The organism is Blautia sp. DFI.1.216 (assembly GCF_020594215.1).
Taxonomy (GTDB): Bacteria; Bacillota; Clostridia; order Lachnospirales; family Lachnospiraceae; genus Blautia_A; species Blautia_A wexlerae.
Genome location: NZ_JAJDML010000018.1, coordinates 58,166 through 75,901, shown reverse-complemented (window position 1 = coordinate 75,901; position 17,736 = coordinate 58,166). Strand labels below are relative to the sequence as shown.

Below are 17,736 nucleotides of genomic sequence, written 5' to 3'. Positions count from 1 at the left end.
TAGTAGCTACTTTGCGAACAGCAGCGTATACATAACCATCATTGATTGCAAGATCGCCAGATAATACCAATTCATAGCCTTCTGGTGCTGTAAGTTTGCTGGTATTTACAGATGTAGCATCTTTATCAACAGTGTAATCTACTTCTGCAATCTGTTTTTTTTCTTCTTCAGAATAGTAGTTGATTTTTACAGTTTTTGTAGCTGCTCCATTAGCACTATCGACATCAGCAGAATCAAAAGCTTCTGGTGAGGCATCAGTTCCATCAGAGAATACGCTGACGTCAGAAGCTGCTACAGGTACAACGCTGGTCCCTGCTACGCAGGCAGCGAGCATTAAAGCCATGATTTTTTTCTACGCTCTTTTAATCCCATATTCTTTTTCTCCTTTATTATCTGAAAAACATATTTCTTTTGCATTGCAAGAATGGGGCATAATCATGAATTATGCCCCGTCTTGCCTGTTGGAATCTTATATAAAATTACCCAAATGGATTATTTTACAGTGATCTTTTTAAGATTGGACCATGGGCTGAATACTTTCCTGCCGTTTTCGGAAGTTCTGTTGAATGCATGCATTCCTACTGTCCAGCTTCCTTTTGGTACATTCTTAAATGTAGCTGTTACTGTACCTTCTTTGAGGTTCAGGATCTTGTGATCGCCATAGTGGTATGGACGAGTCTCTCCGTTTTCTTTCTTGGAGGATGTTCCAAGTACTACGTCGTATCCTGTTGCATTAGCAGCTGCTTTATATGTTACTTTTACAATTGTTCCGCTTACTTTTACGCTTGTGATGATCGGAGCATCCGGTGTGATTGCAGATACAACGAATGGATATGCATTTGACCAGTCGCTGAATACTTTCTTACCGTTTTCGTCACGTTTCCAAGCGTGGCAGTATGCGTAGTATGTTCCCTGCTGTACATACTTAAAGTTAGTGGATGTGCTGACCTGATTCTTGCTAATGGAATCATAGTCTTTATTTGTGATGCAATCGCGATCTGTAGAGATTACGTAGTCATAACCTGCAGCGCCATCAGTATCACCAGAAAGAACAACTGTTGCTTTGTTTCCAGTAACATTTACTTTAGTGATCATCGGAGCATCCGGTTTTTCATCTTCTGCTTTTCCGTCTGCAACTACTGTCTTGGATCCTGTGTAGTTTTTGGATGTGCTGTTTGCTTTTACTGTATATGTTCCGTCAGTGTTCTTTTCAGAAGTATATTCTGTAGCCGGAACTGGGAGATATCCATTTAATACAGTTGTAACGCCATCTTTTACAGTTACAGTACAATCGTTGATGTTCTTCTTATCAACGCCCCATGTTAAGTTTGCTCTGGAATAAGCTGTACTGTCAACATCGTCTGTATCGAATGTTGCAACACCAGACTCTGTGTATCCGTTGATACCTTTGATTTCTACGCCGTAGATGTCTCCAACTGTTACATCGATAGGAGTTACAGTATTGCCATCTTTGTCGATTAATCTAAGTGTATAATCTTTGCCTTCAACTAATGTGCTTCCGCCAATCTGAATCAGTACTTCAGGTTTAACCGGAAGACCAGCTGCGTATGTAGCATTTTTAACACTTACATTCTTAGCAACAAATTCAACAGATTTGATTGTAAACGGGATATAAGCAACAACACCATTGATAATTGTTCCGTCAGAAGTAACAATTGTCTTGGTTCCTGCAAATCCTGTTCCTTCTTTAGCTACTGCATAGATATAACCAATGTTTTCTTTTCCTGCAGTTACTTTCTTACCTGTGATATTATCAGCGTATTTAATCTCGAAATCACTTTCTTTTGCAGTTGTCTTTACGCCATCATCAGTAACTTTTCTGATATTGCTTAATAATGCTTTTGCAAAAGTATGCTCATTTCCATCAAATGTGAATGCAGTCTGGCTGTTATGAACTACGCCGTTTACATTTCCATCAGCATCTTTATCTACATCTGCTGTATAAGCGTCTGTTACGTCAAATCCTTTGCTGTCATAAACGTTAAGAGTAGCTTCTACTTTTTCTTTTACGATATTGAAGCTTGCTGTGATGTTAGAACCTGTGAAGTTCTTGTTTCCATCTAATGGTTTCAGAACAACTGTTCCGACTCCGGCTTCAACGTTTTCGCCATAAGAAACGATTTCAAACTGGTTGGATACATCGTTTCCGTTTAATGTTGCTGTAAATTTACGAGGTCTTACCTGTTTTCCAGTGTAATCCTGATCAGCGATGGATACTTTTACATCTGCTGTGTTTGCAGCTGTGATTGTAAATGTTCCAGTTGCTTTTCCTGAATAGAAGTTGTTGTATCCCTGTACAGTGATTGTTCCAGTACCAACATTTACAGCATTGCTGATGCTTACTTCCTCATATTCAGCATCTTTATCGTTAACTTCACCCTTCTTGTAAAGAGCAATAGCACCGTCAAGCACTGCATAAGTAGGCTGGATCTTTCCACCTGTGTAAGTATAAGTAGAAGGTGTTGCAACAACCATAGCGTCTGTTAATTTCTTAGGTACGATTTCTGTCTTACCGCTTGCTGTAACAGTTCTTGTTTTGCCGTTTGTTGTTTTTAAAATATAGTTTGTGTTTGTAACAGTAACTTCTGTAATGATGTTGTTAAACAAGCCATTAGCGATATCTTTGTTTTCATATTCATATTTAACTGTGAAATCGCTGTCTGTGAGAGTTTTTTCTACTTTTTTGCCTGTTTCGTCTTTTGCTACAACTGTTACAGGAAGTTTATATTCGCCTGCTTCTGTAAGTGCTTTATTAATAGAAACATCATCCGGTACAGTTACATAATCAGCTTCAACTACCAGTGGTTTGATTAAGAACGGAATAGATACTGTCTGATCTTTGTATGTTCCGCTTGTAATCTTGATGTTAACGTAAGCGTTTGCTACTGGATTGTAATTTCCGTCATATACAGTTGTTGCATTTACGTTGTTTGTATATCCTGTGATTTCGTATCCGTCTGTTCCAAGATCTTCTGTCTTAGGAACACCAGTAGCGTTATAATACTGAATAACTAAATCGCCTAAATCGCTCTTGGAAGGTTTGATCTCATCGCCTGTATAAGGTGTTGTATACTGTGTTTTTGCAGATACAGCATTTAATGCAGCTGCAGTAGCAACAACAGTAAATGTCTGCTCACCTGTGCAGTTTCCACCGTCTTTTGCACGTACTGTAACAGTATATGTACTTCCGTTTTTAAATTCTGTAGCGTCTGTACCATCAGCGTTCTTTACGATGAGTGTATATTCTTTGTTGGAGTTTTTAATTGCAGAAAGGTCTGAGCCTTCTACACCTGTAAATGCCAGATAATTAGCTAAATCTTTTACAGCAATGCTTGTTGGAATCTGTCCGCTTAAAGTTTTCACTGAAATTTTTGTTCCTGCTGTAGAGAGATCACGTTTTGCAACGTTAACAGTTTCATTTGTTGTATAATACTCATCTGCATCAGTGAAGTTCTTTAATTTTGTTTTGTCAACATATACAACAACGGGGTAATCACCTACTTTTGTATATTCAACCTGAGCAGTTGTAACTGCAGCAGATAAATCAGCACCGCTTAATTTTCCATCAGCGCCTTTATTACTGGAAGCAGATTCTTTTAATGTAATGTTATCTTTGGAAATCTTAATAGCCTTACCTGTATACTGATAGGACTGTCCTTTTGTTGCTGTTGCAAGGATATCTCCTTTTGCATATGCTTTTGCTGTAACCTTACCGATTACAAGTTCAGCACTGCCTGTGTAAGCAGAGTCTTCTTTTGCTGTTACAGTAAGTTTGAATTCTTCTTTATTATTAGTTGCATTAGTTACAGATGTTTCATAAGCATCAGCAGCTACATTTGCTTTTTCAGAATCCAGAACAGTAAGTGCAACGCCGTCAGCTTCAGTAATAGTCTGAGCAAAACCGTTGTATGCTTTTGTTGTGGTTGCAGGTGTAGCAGTCACAGAATTTAAAGATCTCTTTTCTACAGCTACAGAAATACCTGTGTTAATGTCATAAAGAGTCTGCTGATTGCTGTCTACATCGTAAACATAAAGGGTTAATGTTTTTCCAGCCATGTCAGCTGTTGTATTTAAACTCATATCAGCTGCATCGTCTACTTTTCCGTTAGAAGATGCATATGCAATACCTTTTTCGTCAACCCAACGATACTGCCATCCACCTTCTACTTCTGATCCGTCAGTTTTAGTTACAGTACCACTGATAACAGATGCTCCTCCCCAAACAACTTTTTTGCTGTCTGCAGATAAGTTAAGAGTAATATCAGCTTCATTTACCATTACAGATGCTGGAGCTGCGTCTTCTGTATCGTCAACAACAGGAGCTTCTGCAGCGAACGCATCTGCTTCAGTAGCTACGGAAGCGTCAGTACCATCGCTGAACTCAGCAGCCCATACCGGCACATTAGAAGTAGCAAGCATTGCAACAACAAGTGACATACTTAATGTCTTTTTTGCCATGCCCTTCTTTGTGTTTTTAATCTTTGTCATGATTATAGTTCCCCTTTCCTTAATATAACTATTTCTTTTTGGGTAAAGATTCCTAGACATAATCTGTCTGTTATGGTTAATAATAGTGCTTTCACCACTTTTTGTCAAGGGTAATGCTCAAGAATTTTACGATTTTTTTAAATTTCATACACTTCAAAAGCATTTATTTTCCTTGATTTTTCATGCTAAAAATCTATAATTTGTTACAAATGTGGTGAGTTGTTCGTTCTAATCACAAGATGATGTATCAACCCCTGTATGGTCAAATGGCAGAGAACCCTCTATAATTCTCTGCCATTTTCTCATTTTATAACTGTTGTTCTTTTTTTATTCTTTCAACCTGCTCAATCGGCATCTGTGTATCTGCAGCGATTTCTTCCAATGTACTTTTGCCTCTTTTTAGCATACAGATTACTATTTTTTCTTTCGTCTCTGTTTTTATTTCTTCTTTCACTTCTTCTTTCACATCTTGCCTTATTTCATTTATCAGCTTATCTGTTTTCAGCTCTAATACTTCTCCGCCCATGGCTCGGTCAACTCCCTTCTTTGTTTTTTCTGAATCTGAGAAAATGTAGTCTGCAATTTTTATGATTACTTCCACAAGGTAACGATGCAGTGCTTCTTTTCCGTTTTCAAGCAGACTTTCTTCCAGTCTTCTGGATATTGTCACATATTCATCCAGCAATTTCTGAAGTTTTTCTGGATCTTTCTCTATATCTTCTCTGCTTTTTTCATATCTTATGACATAAAATGGCAGGAGAAAGAGCAGTTTCTGCATCTCCGGTACTCTGTTTTGTATTTTCTATTGTAACAGATGCCTTCTCATTTTTCCAGTCAAATCTCTGTTTTTAAGAACTTTTTGTTCCTTTATATTATATGTCTGTACACAAAATTTCCCGTACAAATGAATTAATGTATTATGTCACTACTGTAGCAAAAAGCCCCTGCAATACAGTCTGATAACTGTACTGCCAGGGGCTTTATTTTTATTCAGAAGCAATTACTTCTATAAATATAGCGTATTATTTCTTTCTGACAATAACCTTATCCAGATGCCAGATATCATCTACATATTCCTGGATAGTTCTGTCGGATGTGAATTTGCCGCTGCATGCTGTGTTGAGGAGCGCTTTCTTAGCCCAGCCTTTTTCATCTCTGTATGCTGCTTCTACGCGTTTCTGTGCGTCTGCATAGGAGCGGAAGTCTGCGAGGATGAAGTAGCGGTCTGCTCTGTCTGTGTTCTTTGTGTTGAGAAGCGAATCGTACAGGTCGCGGAAGAGTTCTGTATCATTGGAGAAGGTTCCGTTGATGAGCTGCATCAGTACCTGACGGATTTCTTCGTCTGTGTTGTAGATTACGTTTGGATCGTATCCGCCGTTGTTTTCGTAGTTGATTACTTCGTCGGAGCTTAAACCGAAGATGAATGCGTTTTCTGCGCCAACTTCTTCTACGATCTCTACGTTAGCACCGTCCATTGTTCCAAGTGTAGGAGCACCGTTGAGCATGAACTTCATGTTACCTGTACCGGATGCTTCTTTACTTGCTGTGGAGATCTGCTCGGAAACGTCTGCTGCTGCGAAGATCCACTCAGCGTTGGATACTCTGTAGTTTTCGATGAATACAACTTTGATCTTGCCGTTGATGGAAGCGTCGTTGTTTACTACGTCTGCTACGGAGTTGATGAGTTTGATGATCTTCTTGGCTGTTGCGTAACCTGCGGATGCTTTTGCACCGAAGATGAATGTTCTTGGATAGAATTCCATTTCCGGATGCATCTTGATCTGGTTGTACAGATAGATAACATGCAGGATGTTCAGGAGCTGACGTTTGTACTCGTGAAGTCTCTTAACCTGTACATCGAAGATGGAGTGCGGGTCTACTTCTACGCCATTGTGCTCAAGGATGTATTTAGCCAGACGCTCTTTGTTCTTGAACTTAATGTTCATGAATTCCTGGAGTGCTTTCTCATCATCAGCATAAACTGCAAGTTTCTTTAACTGCGGAAGGTCTGTGATCCAGTCCGGTCCGATATGCTCTGTGATCCAGTCTGCAAGGAGTGGATTTGCGTGGAGCAGGAAACGTCTCTGAGTGATACCGTTTGTCTTGTTGTTGAATTTCTCAGGCATCATTTCATAGAAGTCTTTTAATTCCTGATTCTTCAGGATTTCTGTATGAAGACGTGCAACACCGTTTACAGAGTAGCCTGCTGCGATTGCAAGGTGAGCCATCTTAACCTGTCCGTCATAGATGATAGCCATCTTTTTGATCTTCTCATAATTTCCCGGATATTTTGCCTGGATCTCAAGGATGAAACGACGGTTGATCTCTTCGATGATCTGGTATACACGCGGAAGCAGTCTGGAGAAGAGCTCGATCGGCCATTTCTCAAGTGCTTCGGACATGATAGTATGGTTTGTGTAAGCAACAGATTTTCTTGTTACTTCCCATGCTTCATCCCATCCGAGTCCTTCTTCGTCCATGAGGATACGCATTAACTCTGCTACTGCTACAGTCGGATGTGTATCGTTCATCTGGAATGTTACTTTTTCATATAATTTATGGATATCGTCATGTTTCTTTTTGTATTTGGCAATTGCTGCCTGGAGGCTTGCAGATACAAAGAAGTACTGCTGTTTCAGTCTCAGCTCTTTACCTGCATAGTGGTTGTCGTTCGGGTAAAGGACTTCTACAATATTGCGGGCAAGGTTCTCCTGCTCTACTGCTTTCTTGTAATCACCCTTGTCAAAGGAATCAAGCTCGAAGTCTACGATCGGCTCTGCATCCCAGATACGAAGTGTGTTTACTACATCATTGTCATATCCTGTGATCGGCATATCATAAGGAATGGCTTTTACAGCCTGGTATCCTTCGTGGATAAATTTGTTTCCGCCCTTTTCAGGATCGTACTCTACTCTTACATATCCGCCGAAGTGTACTTCTTTGGCATATTCCGGACGACGCAGTTCGAATGGGTAGCCGTTCTTTAACCAGTTATCCGGTACCTCGATCTGATAACCGTTCTGGATTTTCTGTTTGAACATTCCGTAGTGGTAACGGATTCCGCAGCCATATGCTGCGTAATTTAAAGTTGCGAGAGAATCAAGGAAGCATGCAGCCAGTCTTCCCAGACCACCGTTTCCAAGTGCCGGATCCGGTTCCTGATCTTCGATACAGTTAAGGTCAAATCCCAGTTCTTCGAGAGCTTCTTTTACTTCACCGTAAGCGCAAAGGTTGATCAGGTTGTTTCCGAGAGCACGTCCCATCAGGAATTCCATGGACATATAGTATACGATCTTCGGATCCTGTTCGTCATAAGCTTTCTGTGTTGCAAGCCAGTTATCAATGATAACGTCTTTTACAGAGTAGCTTACTGCCTGGAAAATCTGCTCCTGTGTAGCTTCTTCAATTGTTTTTCGATAGAGGAATTTTACGTTGTCTTTTACGCTTTTCTTGAATGCCTCTTTCTTGAACATTTCGTTTGTCATTTCATACCTCCCGTAATGGTTTCACTGTTCACTTTATTCTCAGCAATACACCTTGCGGATATTGCCGGTGAACCTCTTCATTCCGTCAACTCTTCTGTTTTCTTCATATCAGAGAAATTGGGGGCAAAGAATCTCTGCCTCCAATTTCCTCTCTGAAATCAGACTGTCAAAGATAATGATACTCCTTTTTCGACAGTCTGTCATGTGTATAATTGCCGAATTTTATAACATTTTTTGTTATCGTGCATTGCGAAAGTAGTATATTTCCTGTGAAATACCTGTAACTTATCAGTACCTTGTCAGTAATTGACCGAATGTTGTCAATTACAGTTTCTTAACACCCATAGTTACTGCTTCTTTGTTGATGTTCCACTCTTTCACATAACCATCGGTCTCGCCAAGTACCATTTCGTCTGCAAGTACTTCTGACTTGATCTCATCTTCGTGTGCTTTCATGACATCCTGGATCTTGTCGTTTCCGTGAGCGTATACTACGATCTTGTCCATAACTTCGAAACCGGCTTCCTTACGCATGGTCTGGATCTTGCTGATGATCTCACGTACGAATCCCTCTTCGATCAGTTCAGGTGTCAGGTTTGTATCAAGGACTACGGATGTTTCACCGTCAGATTCGGATACATAGCCTTCTGTCTGTGCTGTTTCAATAAGAAGGTCTTCTTCTGTAAGCTCTACATCGTTTCCGTTGATATCCAGTTTCAGGACACCGTTGGTTCTCAGTTCGTTCATTGCTGCTGTTCCATTGATGTCTGTGAGAGCCTGTCTGATTCCTCCAAGGAGTTTACCGTATTTCGGTCCTACTGTACGAAGCTGTGGTTTGAAGCTGTAGGAGATAAAGGATTCTACATCATCTGCGAATTTTACTTCTTTGACATTCAGTTCGTCTGCGATGATGTCAGTGTAGAATTCACTCATTTTCTTCTCAGCTTTTACATACATGGTTCCGATTGGCTGACGATTCTTGATGTTTGCTGTATTTCTGCAGGCACGTCCCAGAACTACGATCTCCAGAAGCTCTTTCATGTCTGCTTCCAGATCTTTGTCGATCCATGCTTCGTTTACAGTTGGGAAGTCGCAGAGATGGATACTCTCCGGAGCATCTTTATCCACGCTTCTTACCAGGTTCTGATAGATGTCTTCTGTCATGAACGGGATCATCGGAGCTGCTGTCTTGGCGATTGTTACCAGTGCATGGTACAGGGTCATGTAAGCATTGATCTTATCCTGCTCCATTCCCTTTGCCCAGAAACGTTCACGGCTTCTTCTTACATACCAGTTACTCATCTCATCTACGAATTCCTGAAGTGCTCTTGCTGCTTCCGGGATCTTGTAGTTAGCCAGGTCATTGTCAACTGCCTGAACTGTTGTGTTTAATCTGCTGAGGAGCCATTTGTCCATTACAGGAAGCTGGTCATAGTTCAGTTCATATTTGGTCGGGTCGAAGTTGTCGATGTCTGCATATAATACGAAGAATGCGTAAGTATTCCACAGTGTACTCATGAATTTACGCTGTCCTTCCACAACTGCCTTGCCATGGAAACGGTTCGGAAGCCATGGAGCACTGTTGATGTAGAAGTACCATCTGATGGCATCTGCGCCGTATTTGTTCAGTGCATCAAATGGATCAACTGCATTTCCTTTGGACTTACTCATCTTCTGTCCGTTCTCATCCTGAACATGTCCCAGAACGATTACGTTCTTGTATGGTGCTTTATTGAAGAGCAGTGTGGATTCTGCAAGGAGTGAGTAGAACCATCCACGAGTCTGGTCTACTGCCTCGGAGATAAAGTTTGCAGGGAACTGCTGCTCAAATAATTCTTTGTTTTCAAATGGATAATGATGCTGTGCGAAAGGCATTGCTCCTGAGTCGAACCAGCAGTCAATAACCTCCGGTACACGGTGCATTTCTCCGCCGCACTCTGGACACTTCAGTGTGATCTCATCGATGTATGGGCGGTGAAGCTCTACTGTCTTGGCTCTCTCATCACCGCTCATCTCGAATAATTCCTGACGGCTTCCGATGGAATGCATATGTCCGCATTCACACTGCCAGATGTTCAGTGGAGTTCCCCAGTAACGGTTACGGCTGATACCCCAGTCCTGAACGTTTTCAAGCCAGTCGCCGAAACGTCCTTTACCGATGCTCTCAGGGATCCAGTTGATTGTATTGTTATTTCTGATCAGATCATCCTTAACTGCTGTCATCTTGATGAACCAGGATTCTCTTGCATAGTAGATCAGTGGTGTGTCACATCTCCAGCAGTGTGGATAATCATGCTCGAATTTCGGAGCATCGAAGAGCTTGCCTTCTTTGTCCAGATCTGTGAGGACCATAGGATCTGCTTTCTTTACGAAAACGCCTGCGTATGGTGTCTCTTTTGTCAGGTTACCCTGTCCGTCTACGAACTGTACGAATGGCAGTTCATAGTTACGTCCGATTCTGCTGTCGTCTTCACCGAATGCAGGTGCGATGTGAACGATACCTGTACCATCACTCATAGTAACGTAGTTATCACAGGTTACGAAATGAGCTTTCTTTTTCTGTTTTGCTGCTGCCTCTCCTGCACATGCGAAAAGCGGCTCGTATGCTTTGTATTCCAGGTCTGTTCCTTTGTAGGTTTCCAGAACTTCATATGCTTTCTCGCCTTCTTCTTTTGCAAGCTTGCCAAGGACTTTGTCAAGGAGTGCTTCTGCCATATAATAGGTATATCCGTCTGCTGCCTTTACTTTGCAGTAAGTCTCATCCGGGTTTACGCAGAGTGCAACGTTGGACGGAAGTGTCCATGGTGTTGTTGTCCATGCAAGGAAGTATGCATCTTCACCAACAACCTTGAATCTTACAACTGCGGAGCGCTCTTTTACAGTTTTGTATCCCTGGGATACTTCCTGTGCGGAAAGAGGGGTACCGCATCTTGGACAGTAAGGAACGATCTTGAAGCCTTTATACAGAAGCTTCTTGTTCCAGATTTCTTTTAATGCCCACCATTCGGATTCAATATAATCGTCATAGTAAGTTACGTATGGATGTTCCATATCGGCCCAGAAACCAACAGTAGAGGAGAAATCCTCCCACATTCCTTTGTATTTCCAGACGCTTTCCTTACACTGTTTGATGAATGGCTCCATACCGTATTCTTCGATCTGCTCTTTGCCATCCAGACCAAGCTTCTTCTCTACTTCCAGTTCTACCGGAAGTCCATGGGTATCCCATCCTGCTTTACGCGGAACCATGTAGCCCTTCATTGTACGGTATCTCGGAATCATATCCTTGATTACACGGGTAAGTACATGGCCGATGTGCGGTTTGCCGTTTGCAGTGGGCGGTCCATCATAGAATGTATAGGTTTCTCCCTCTTTTCTGTTCTCCATACTTTTCTCAAAGATATGGTTTTCTTTCCAGAATTCTTCTACTTTTTTCTCACGGTCTACAAAGTTTAAGTTCGTATTAACTTTCTGGTACACAGTAATTTACCTCCTGTTTAAATTATTTGTATCAGACACCTGAAAATATGCGGGACGTTTATATACGCTGAAAAATATTTCCAGTGTCCTTTAAGAACGAAAATAAGCCCATAAAAAAATCGCCCTTTTGTAAAAGGACGAAGGTTTATTGACGTTCGCTATACCACCTGTTACATTGTACGGGCATCCTCTGCCGATACATGAATCTTTTAACGGGGATTTCCGTCAGCTCTTACCTGTCTGTACACCCTTCAGAGCTGCAACTCCGGAGTGATCTTCACTGCATTTACTCACCACCGGGCTCACACCCTCCCCGGTTCGCTGTCTGCTTTCCCCTGCAGTTACTCTCTCCATCAACGTTTTTGTGGACATATCATTTATTTAACTATGCGGATTCATTATAAGGTCACAAAATTCACTGTGTCAAGTATTTTTTTGAATATTAGGGTAATCCTGTTACTGTTTAATAACACTGGTTACTGTCAAACTCCCGAACAGTAACACACTGTTAACATACTATCATATAAATTTTACACAGGCATTGTAATTAATGATATAATAAGGTAGAATATTTTGTCCGAACGTCATTCAAAACAATGGACCAGGATATGGAAAGCAACTACTATGTATATTTAATGAAGGGTAATTTCAAATGTTTAAAACAAAATTTCATAAATTAATGAAACGTTTCCTCACCGGAATGCTTTGTGCAGGGATTCTGACCTCCCAGCCTGCAGTCACTTACGCTGCCGAAACCTCTGCCACTCCTGAAGCCGGTCATTCAGAAACCTATTCACAGGCCTCAGATATCGATTCTGTCAAAGGATGGCCCACAGGTCCTAATATCGAGGGACAGTCCGCAGTGCTGATGGATGCAGTCACTGATACTATTCTTTATTCCAAGAATGCCAAAGATAAGCTATATCCCGCCAGTATCACTAAGATCATGACCGCTCTTCTGGCCTGTGAATATCTGGATATGAACGATACGATCACCATGTCGCAGGAAGCGGCTTATGGGATTGAGTCCGGAAGCTCCAGCATTTACGCAGAAACAGGAGAGGTTTTCACAGTAGAGCAGGCCCTGATGGCTCTGATGCTGGAATCCGCCAATGAGATGGCTCTTGCTCTGGCAGAAAAAACAAGCGGTTCTGTAAAGAAGTTTGTTGAACTGATGAACCAGAGGGCAGCTCAGCTTGGCTGTAAGAACACCCATTTTAATAATCCAAATGGTCTTCCGGATGAGACGCATTATACCACCGCAGGTGATATGATGAAGATTGCTAAGGCAGCCTGGTATAATCCCAGATTCCGTAAATTTGTGACCACACAGGTTTATGAGATTCCTCCGACTAATAAGCAGTCTGAAACCCGTTATCTTCTCAATCACCATAAGATGATGCCCGGACAGTCTTATGCATACGATGGGGTTCTGGGAGGAAAGACCGGATACACCGATGCAGCGGGAAGTACGCTTGTCACCTATGCCAAGAGAGGAAATTCCATTCTCATTGCAGTTGTGCTGAATTCTACAAACGGTGCTTTTCCTGACACAACTTCTCTGCTGGATTACGGCTTCGACAATTTTGAAAAAGTAGACTTGAATATAGATACCGATCCGGTACCGGCAGTATTTCTCCCATGCGAAAAGCACCTGTTAAAGGACTGGAATAATCTGTGTTCCTTCTATTATATGAGGCATGTGTACGTAACTGTCCCCACAGGAACCGATGTGAGCCAGCTTGTAAAGAAGCAGAAACTTCTGAACAATTCTGTCGGTCCAAAGAGAATTAAAAGTAAATATTATTTAGACGGCCATATGGTCGGATATGGAATGCAATATGAAAAGGAGATCCTTTCAGATCTCCTTCTCAACGCTTCTTTTTAGTTTTCGCCTGAGGCGGAGGACTTCTTTTCTTTCACGAAGTTCCTCCGCTTCTTCTGTATCTGTGAAACGCAATGTCTTCACAGCGAAATATTTCTCATCTTCTGTTTTTCGGATGCGGATCTTGCCTCTTATCAGTCCATGTTCTTCACAATTGGATATGCTGTAATAAACCTTTGGATTATTCATAAACCATCGGAGTTTGCGCTTTGCAGGCAGATGACAGACCGGACATCTGGTGCTGGTCACCTCGCGGTCTTTCATGATTCGCTCTCTTGTGGCAAATTCTCTGGATACATATTTGTCATGATCCGGATAGGAAATATGTATCTCGTCTTTTTTCTTCTTTGGATTCTGGTAAACATCCAGTGACGGATGATTGATGATGATTATGTTATTTATTTTCTCCAGGACTTTCGCTGTATACCAGGCATCTGCAAGCGCCCGGTGAAATCCCCTGGATTTCTCTATTTTCAGCTCATCGATCGCATGCTCCAATGCACACCTGTGTGTACCGTCATCATAACTGATACTGTATAGTTTCTGCACATCATAATAGGTCACAGGTCCGGGAAGCAGATCCAGCAGGCCATAGAACTTCATATTTCTCTGAAGTTCCATCACGTCCTGATTTCCCCAGGTAAAAAAGTACCAGTCTTCTCCGCACCAGTCAATAAATTCCCTGACTGCCTGCTCAAAGGGCACTCCTTTCATTAGATCTTTATAATCTACATGAATTACCTCATGGATGCTGTCATGAATCCATTTATAGACCTGTGGTTTGATCAGTCGGTGAAAATGATCCGTTATTTCTTTTTTGCTGTTTACTTTTACAGCCCCAATCTCGATAATCTCAAATGGAAGCCTGTCGTTACGTGTTTTCTTTCCCGAAGGATTCTGATTCCATTCCAGGTCAAAGACAATATAGTTCATTCATCCGGTCCTTTTTGTTTATTACTTTTTCGCATTTATTTTCCACTGCTGATAAACATATTATTTCACAATCTTCAGTTCATACTGTCTGGTTCCCAGACCAATCTTCTCTGCCTGATCCAGTGTTGCCTGCCATTCAATGTTCGGGTTGGAATCTTTGAAATGGTCGTGGTGGCAATGCCAGTCAGGTTTTGCCAGATGTTCTCCAAGCTGGCTGTTCTCGATCGGAGTTGCTTTCAGACAGGCATCTGCGCAGGCCTGGTCCAGAGCAACCGGGTCAAAGCTTGCAAACATTCCGATATCAGGAAGGATTGGTGCATCATTTTCGCCATGGCAGTCACAGTTCGGGCTGATATCCTGAACAAGTGCTACATGGAAATGCGGACGGCCATGACAGACTGCCTGTGCATATTCTGCCATCTTACGGTCAAGAAGTTCATTCGCACTGCTGTTTGGATTGTATACTGCATCAAAACCACAGGCTCCGATACAACGGCCGCAGCCTTTACATTTATCATAATCAATGACTGCTTTTTTATTCGGATATGTAATCGCATCACTTCCGCACTCTTTTGCGCAGCGACGGCATCCGCGGCAGAGTTCTTCGTTTACTGCAGGTTTTCCGCTAGCATGCTGTTTCATCTTACCTGCGCGGCTTCCGCATCCCATTCCGATATTCTTCAGAGCACCGCCGAAGCCGGTTGCTTCATGTCCTTTGAAGTGGCTTAAGCTGATAAAAATATCTGCATCCATGATCGCATGTCCGATCAGTGCAGTCTGACAATATTCACCGTTAACTACCGGTACTTCTACTTCGTCTGTACCGCGTAAGCCATCACCGATGATGATCTGGCATCCTGTTGAAATGCTGTTAAATCCGTTGAGATTTGCGCACTCCAGATGCTCCAGTGCATTCTTACGGCTTCCCGGATAAAGAGTGTTGCAGTCTGTGAGGAACGGAAGTCCTCCCTGCTCTTTACAGAGATCAGCTACTGTTTTTGCGTAATTCGGGCGCAGGAAAGCCAGATTGCCAAGTTCTCCGAAATGCATTTTAATAGCCACGAATTTTCCATCCATATCAATGTCTTTGATTCCGGCTGTAACGCAGAGTTTCTTCAATTTATCAAGCTGGCTGGTGCCAACCGGACATCTGAAATCAGTAAAATAAACGGTTGATTTTTCCATCGTTTTTCCTCCTGTTTTTATTGATCAAAATTTGATTTTCTTTTTTATTTTATCACAAGATGCAGGTTCTTTTCGAGATATTTTTTTGCTTACATCTGTTCGTAAAATTTTGTCACCTTTTTGTATTCTGCAGGCAAAGTGATCTGCTCTACCACAACATCTCCATCTTCTGCATTGTGGTAACGGTAAATGTAAACGCCCTCCTGGATCTCATCTCCTTCGATCAGAGAAACTGCCAGATATCCCTGTCCTTCAAATTCAAAGGTATCCATGATCGCAAAATCCCGTTCTGTTCCGTCAGATACCGGGATGCTGATTACTTCATATTCTTCCATCGTATGTTTTCCTCTCATTCATAAGCAGTCTTATTCTTATTTTCGCTGTTTTTTATTGTAGCAAAGAGTGTTAATTATATCAATCCTATTTAACCGAATCAAGTAAGTCGTTACTGTTCACTCCGTTCACAGTAACAGTAAGTCCCCTGCGGGTTACAAAAAGAAAGACTGCACCTCCAATGAGCACAGCCTTTCCGGTTTGGTATATTTTATTCAGTTCTGCTTACAATTGCTTATGCCATGATCGGTTTTAATGCTTCTGCAAGCTTTTCTTTCTCAGCTTCTGCCTCTTCCAGATTCTTGCCGAGAGTTGTGTAATAGATTTTGATCTTTGGTTCTGTTCCGGATGGGCGGACAACTACTGTCTCGCCGTTATCCAGCTTGTAGATCAGTACGTTTGCTGCAGGAAGTCCTGTTTCTTCCGGTTTCTGGTAATCTGTTACTTTTACTATAGTATGACCTGCGATCTCTGTGAGAGGTTTGTCACGAAGTCCCTGCATCAGAGCTGACATCTTATCCATTCCGCTTAATCCCGGGAATTCGAAGCTGTCTACTTTATTCAGGTAACGTCCGTACTGTGCATAGATCTCTTCCATTCTCTGTTTCAGGGAACTTCCGATGCTTCTGTAATATGCAGCCATTTCACAGATCAGCATAGATCCGATAACAGCATCCTTGTCACGTACATATGGTCCTGCAAGGTATCCGTAGCTCTCTTCAAATCCGAAGATAAATCTGTCTACTTCATCTGCTGCTTCAAGCTGTGCGATCTGATCGCCGATCCACTTGAATCCTGTAAGTACGCTTCTGAGTTCTACTCCATAGTGCTCTGCCACTGCATCTGCAAGTGGTGTGGAAACAATGGATTTCACTGCTACCGGGTTCTTTGGCATTGTGCCTTTTTCGATGCGGCCTGCACAGATATAGTCAAGAAGGAGTACACCTACCTCATTACCTGTTACCAGTTCATAGGAACCATCCGGGCATTTCATTGCAATACCAACGCGGTCTGCATCCGGGTCAGTTGCAAGCATTAAGTCTGCGCCTGTTTCTTTTGCAAGGTTTAATCCAAGCTCCAGAGCTGCAAAGATTTCCGGATTCGGATAGCTGCAGGTTGTGAAGTATCCGTTAGGATATTCCTGTTCCGGAACGATTGTGATATCTGTGATTCCGATATCTTTTAATACCTGAGTTACAGGTACAAGTCCTGATCCGTTTAACGGGCTGTAAACCAGTTTCAGCCCTGCTGTCTTGCAGAGACCCGGACGAACCTGACGGGATTCGATAGCTTCATAGAGAGCCTGCTTACAGTCATCTCCTACGAAACGGATCTTTCCCTGTTCTACGCCTTCTGCGAAGGACATATATTTCGCACCTGTAAGTACATCTGTTTTCTGGATCTCTTCATATACAATGGCAGCTGCATCGTCTGTCATCTGGCATCCGTCAGGACCGTATGCTTTGTATCCGTTGTACTTAGCCGGGTTGTGGGATGCTGTTACCATAATACCTGCATTGCATTCATAGTAACGTGTTGCAAAGGAAAGTGCCGGTACAGGCATCAGTGCGTCATAAATTCTGACATTGATATCATTTGCCGCCAGTACGCCTGCTGCTGTTTTTGCAAATACATCACTCTTAAGACGGCTGTCATAGCTGATGGCTACTGTCTGATTACCGCCCTGTGTTTTTACCCAGTTCGCAAGTCCCTGTGTTGCCTGGCGAACTACATAAATATTCATACGGTTGGTTCCGGCTCCGAGAACTCCGCGAAGTCCGGCTGTTCCGAATTTCAGCGCTACTGCGAAACGATCTTTAATCTCTTCATCGTTTCCTTCGATTTTGGATAACTCCGGATTAAGATCCGCATCCTGCAGATCTGCTGCCAACCAGCGTTTGTATTCTTCCTGATACATTTTGACCA

Annotated in this window: 10 protein-coding genes and 1 other annotated feature; of the genes, 1 reads left to right on the top strand and 9 read right to left on the bottom strand. The window is 42.2% G+C overall.

Translation table 11 applies throughout. The annotated features are described in order from the left end of the window. The 5 genes from LJE11_RS09075 to ileS form a co-directional block, all read right to left on the bottom strand. Nucleotides 1-343: hypothetical protein (locus LJE11_RS09075; protein ID WP_227295881.1), on the bottom strand; the 343-nt coding region annotated here is incomplete at its 3' end. A 149-nt stretch (nucleotides 344-492) separates the two neighbouring features. After that, nucleotides 493-4,509: a hypothetical protein gene (locus LJE11_RS09070; RefSeq protein WP_227295879.1), complete on the bottom strand. Its 4,017-nt coding sequence runs from the start codon at nucleotides 4,507-4,509 to the stop codon at nucleotides 493-495. Between the two features lie 307 nt (nucleotides 4,510-4,816). Continuing rightward, a complete protein-coding gene (locus LJE11_RS09065) occupies nucleotides 4,817-5,287 on the bottom strand; it encodes a hypothetical protein (RefSeq protein WP_008707767.1) in 471 nt (156 codons plus the stop codon). Between the two features lie 244 nt (nucleotides 5,288-5,531). Beyond that, nucleotides 5,532-7,994 (bottom strand): glycogen/starch/alpha-glucan phosphorylase, encoded by a 2,463-nt coding sequence (locus LJE11_RS09060; RefSeq protein WP_062807198.1) that lies wholly within the window; start codon nucleotides 7,992-7,994, stop codon nucleotides 5,532-5,534. 324 nt (nucleotides 7,995-8,318) lie between these two features. Further along, a complete protein-coding gene (gene ileS / locus LJE11_RS09055) occupies nucleotides 8,319-11,474 on the bottom strand; it encodes an isoleucine--tRNA ligase (RefSeq protein ID WP_227295877.1) in 3,156 nt (1,051 codons plus the stop codon). A 130-nt stretch (nucleotides 11,475-11,604) separates the two neighbouring features. Further along, nucleotides 11,605-11,840 (bottom strand) — a binding site (T-box leader). A 286-nt stretch (nucleotides 11,841-12,126) separates the two neighbouring features. On the opposite strand from ileS, the gene LJE11_RS09050 reads away from it, so the two are divergent. Next, the gene (locus tag LJE11_RS09050) at nucleotides 12,127-13,362 is read left to right on the top strand and encodes a D-alanyl-D-alanine carboxypeptidase family protein (protein WP_118593301.1); all 1,236 of its coding nucleotides are present in this window, start codon (nucleotides 12,127-12,129) and stop codon (nucleotides 13,360-13,362) included. Here LJE11_RS09050 and LJE11_RS09045 read toward each other — a convergent pair. From LJE11_RS09045 to LJE11_RS09030, 4 genes are all read right to left on the bottom strand, one after another. Then, nucleotides 13,333-14,292, bottom strand: coding sequence for a 3'-5' exonuclease (locus LJE11_RS09045; RefSeq protein ID WP_008707772.1), 960 nt, complete (start codon nucleotides 14,290-14,292; stop codon nucleotides 13,333-13,335). The genes LJE11_RS09050 and LJE11_RS09045 overlap by 30 nt on opposite strands. Before the next feature lie 60 nt (nucleotides 14,293-14,352). Continuing rightward, the gene (locus LJE11_RS09040) at nucleotides 14,353-15,477 is read right to left on the bottom strand and encodes a DUF362 domain-containing protein (RefSeq protein WP_008707773.1); all 1,125 of its coding nucleotides are present in this window, start codon (nucleotides 15,475-15,477) and stop codon (nucleotides 14,353-14,355) included. An 89-nt stretch (nucleotides 15,478-15,566) separates the two neighbouring features. Continuing rightward, a complete protein-coding gene (locus tag LJE11_RS09035) occupies nucleotides 15,567-15,812 on the bottom strand; it encodes a DUF1292 domain-containing protein (protein ID WP_026649908.1) in 246 nt (81 codons plus the stop codon). A 233-nt stretch (nucleotides 15,813-16,045) separates the two neighbouring features. Beyond that, complete coding sequence (locus tag LJE11_RS09030) at nucleotides 16,046-17,728, bottom strand: phospho-sugar mutase (RefSeq protein ID WP_008707777.1); 1,683 nt, start codon at nucleotides 17,726-17,728, stop codon at nucleotides 16,046-16,048. Between the last annotated feature and the right edge of the window lie 8 nt (nucleotides 17,729-17,736).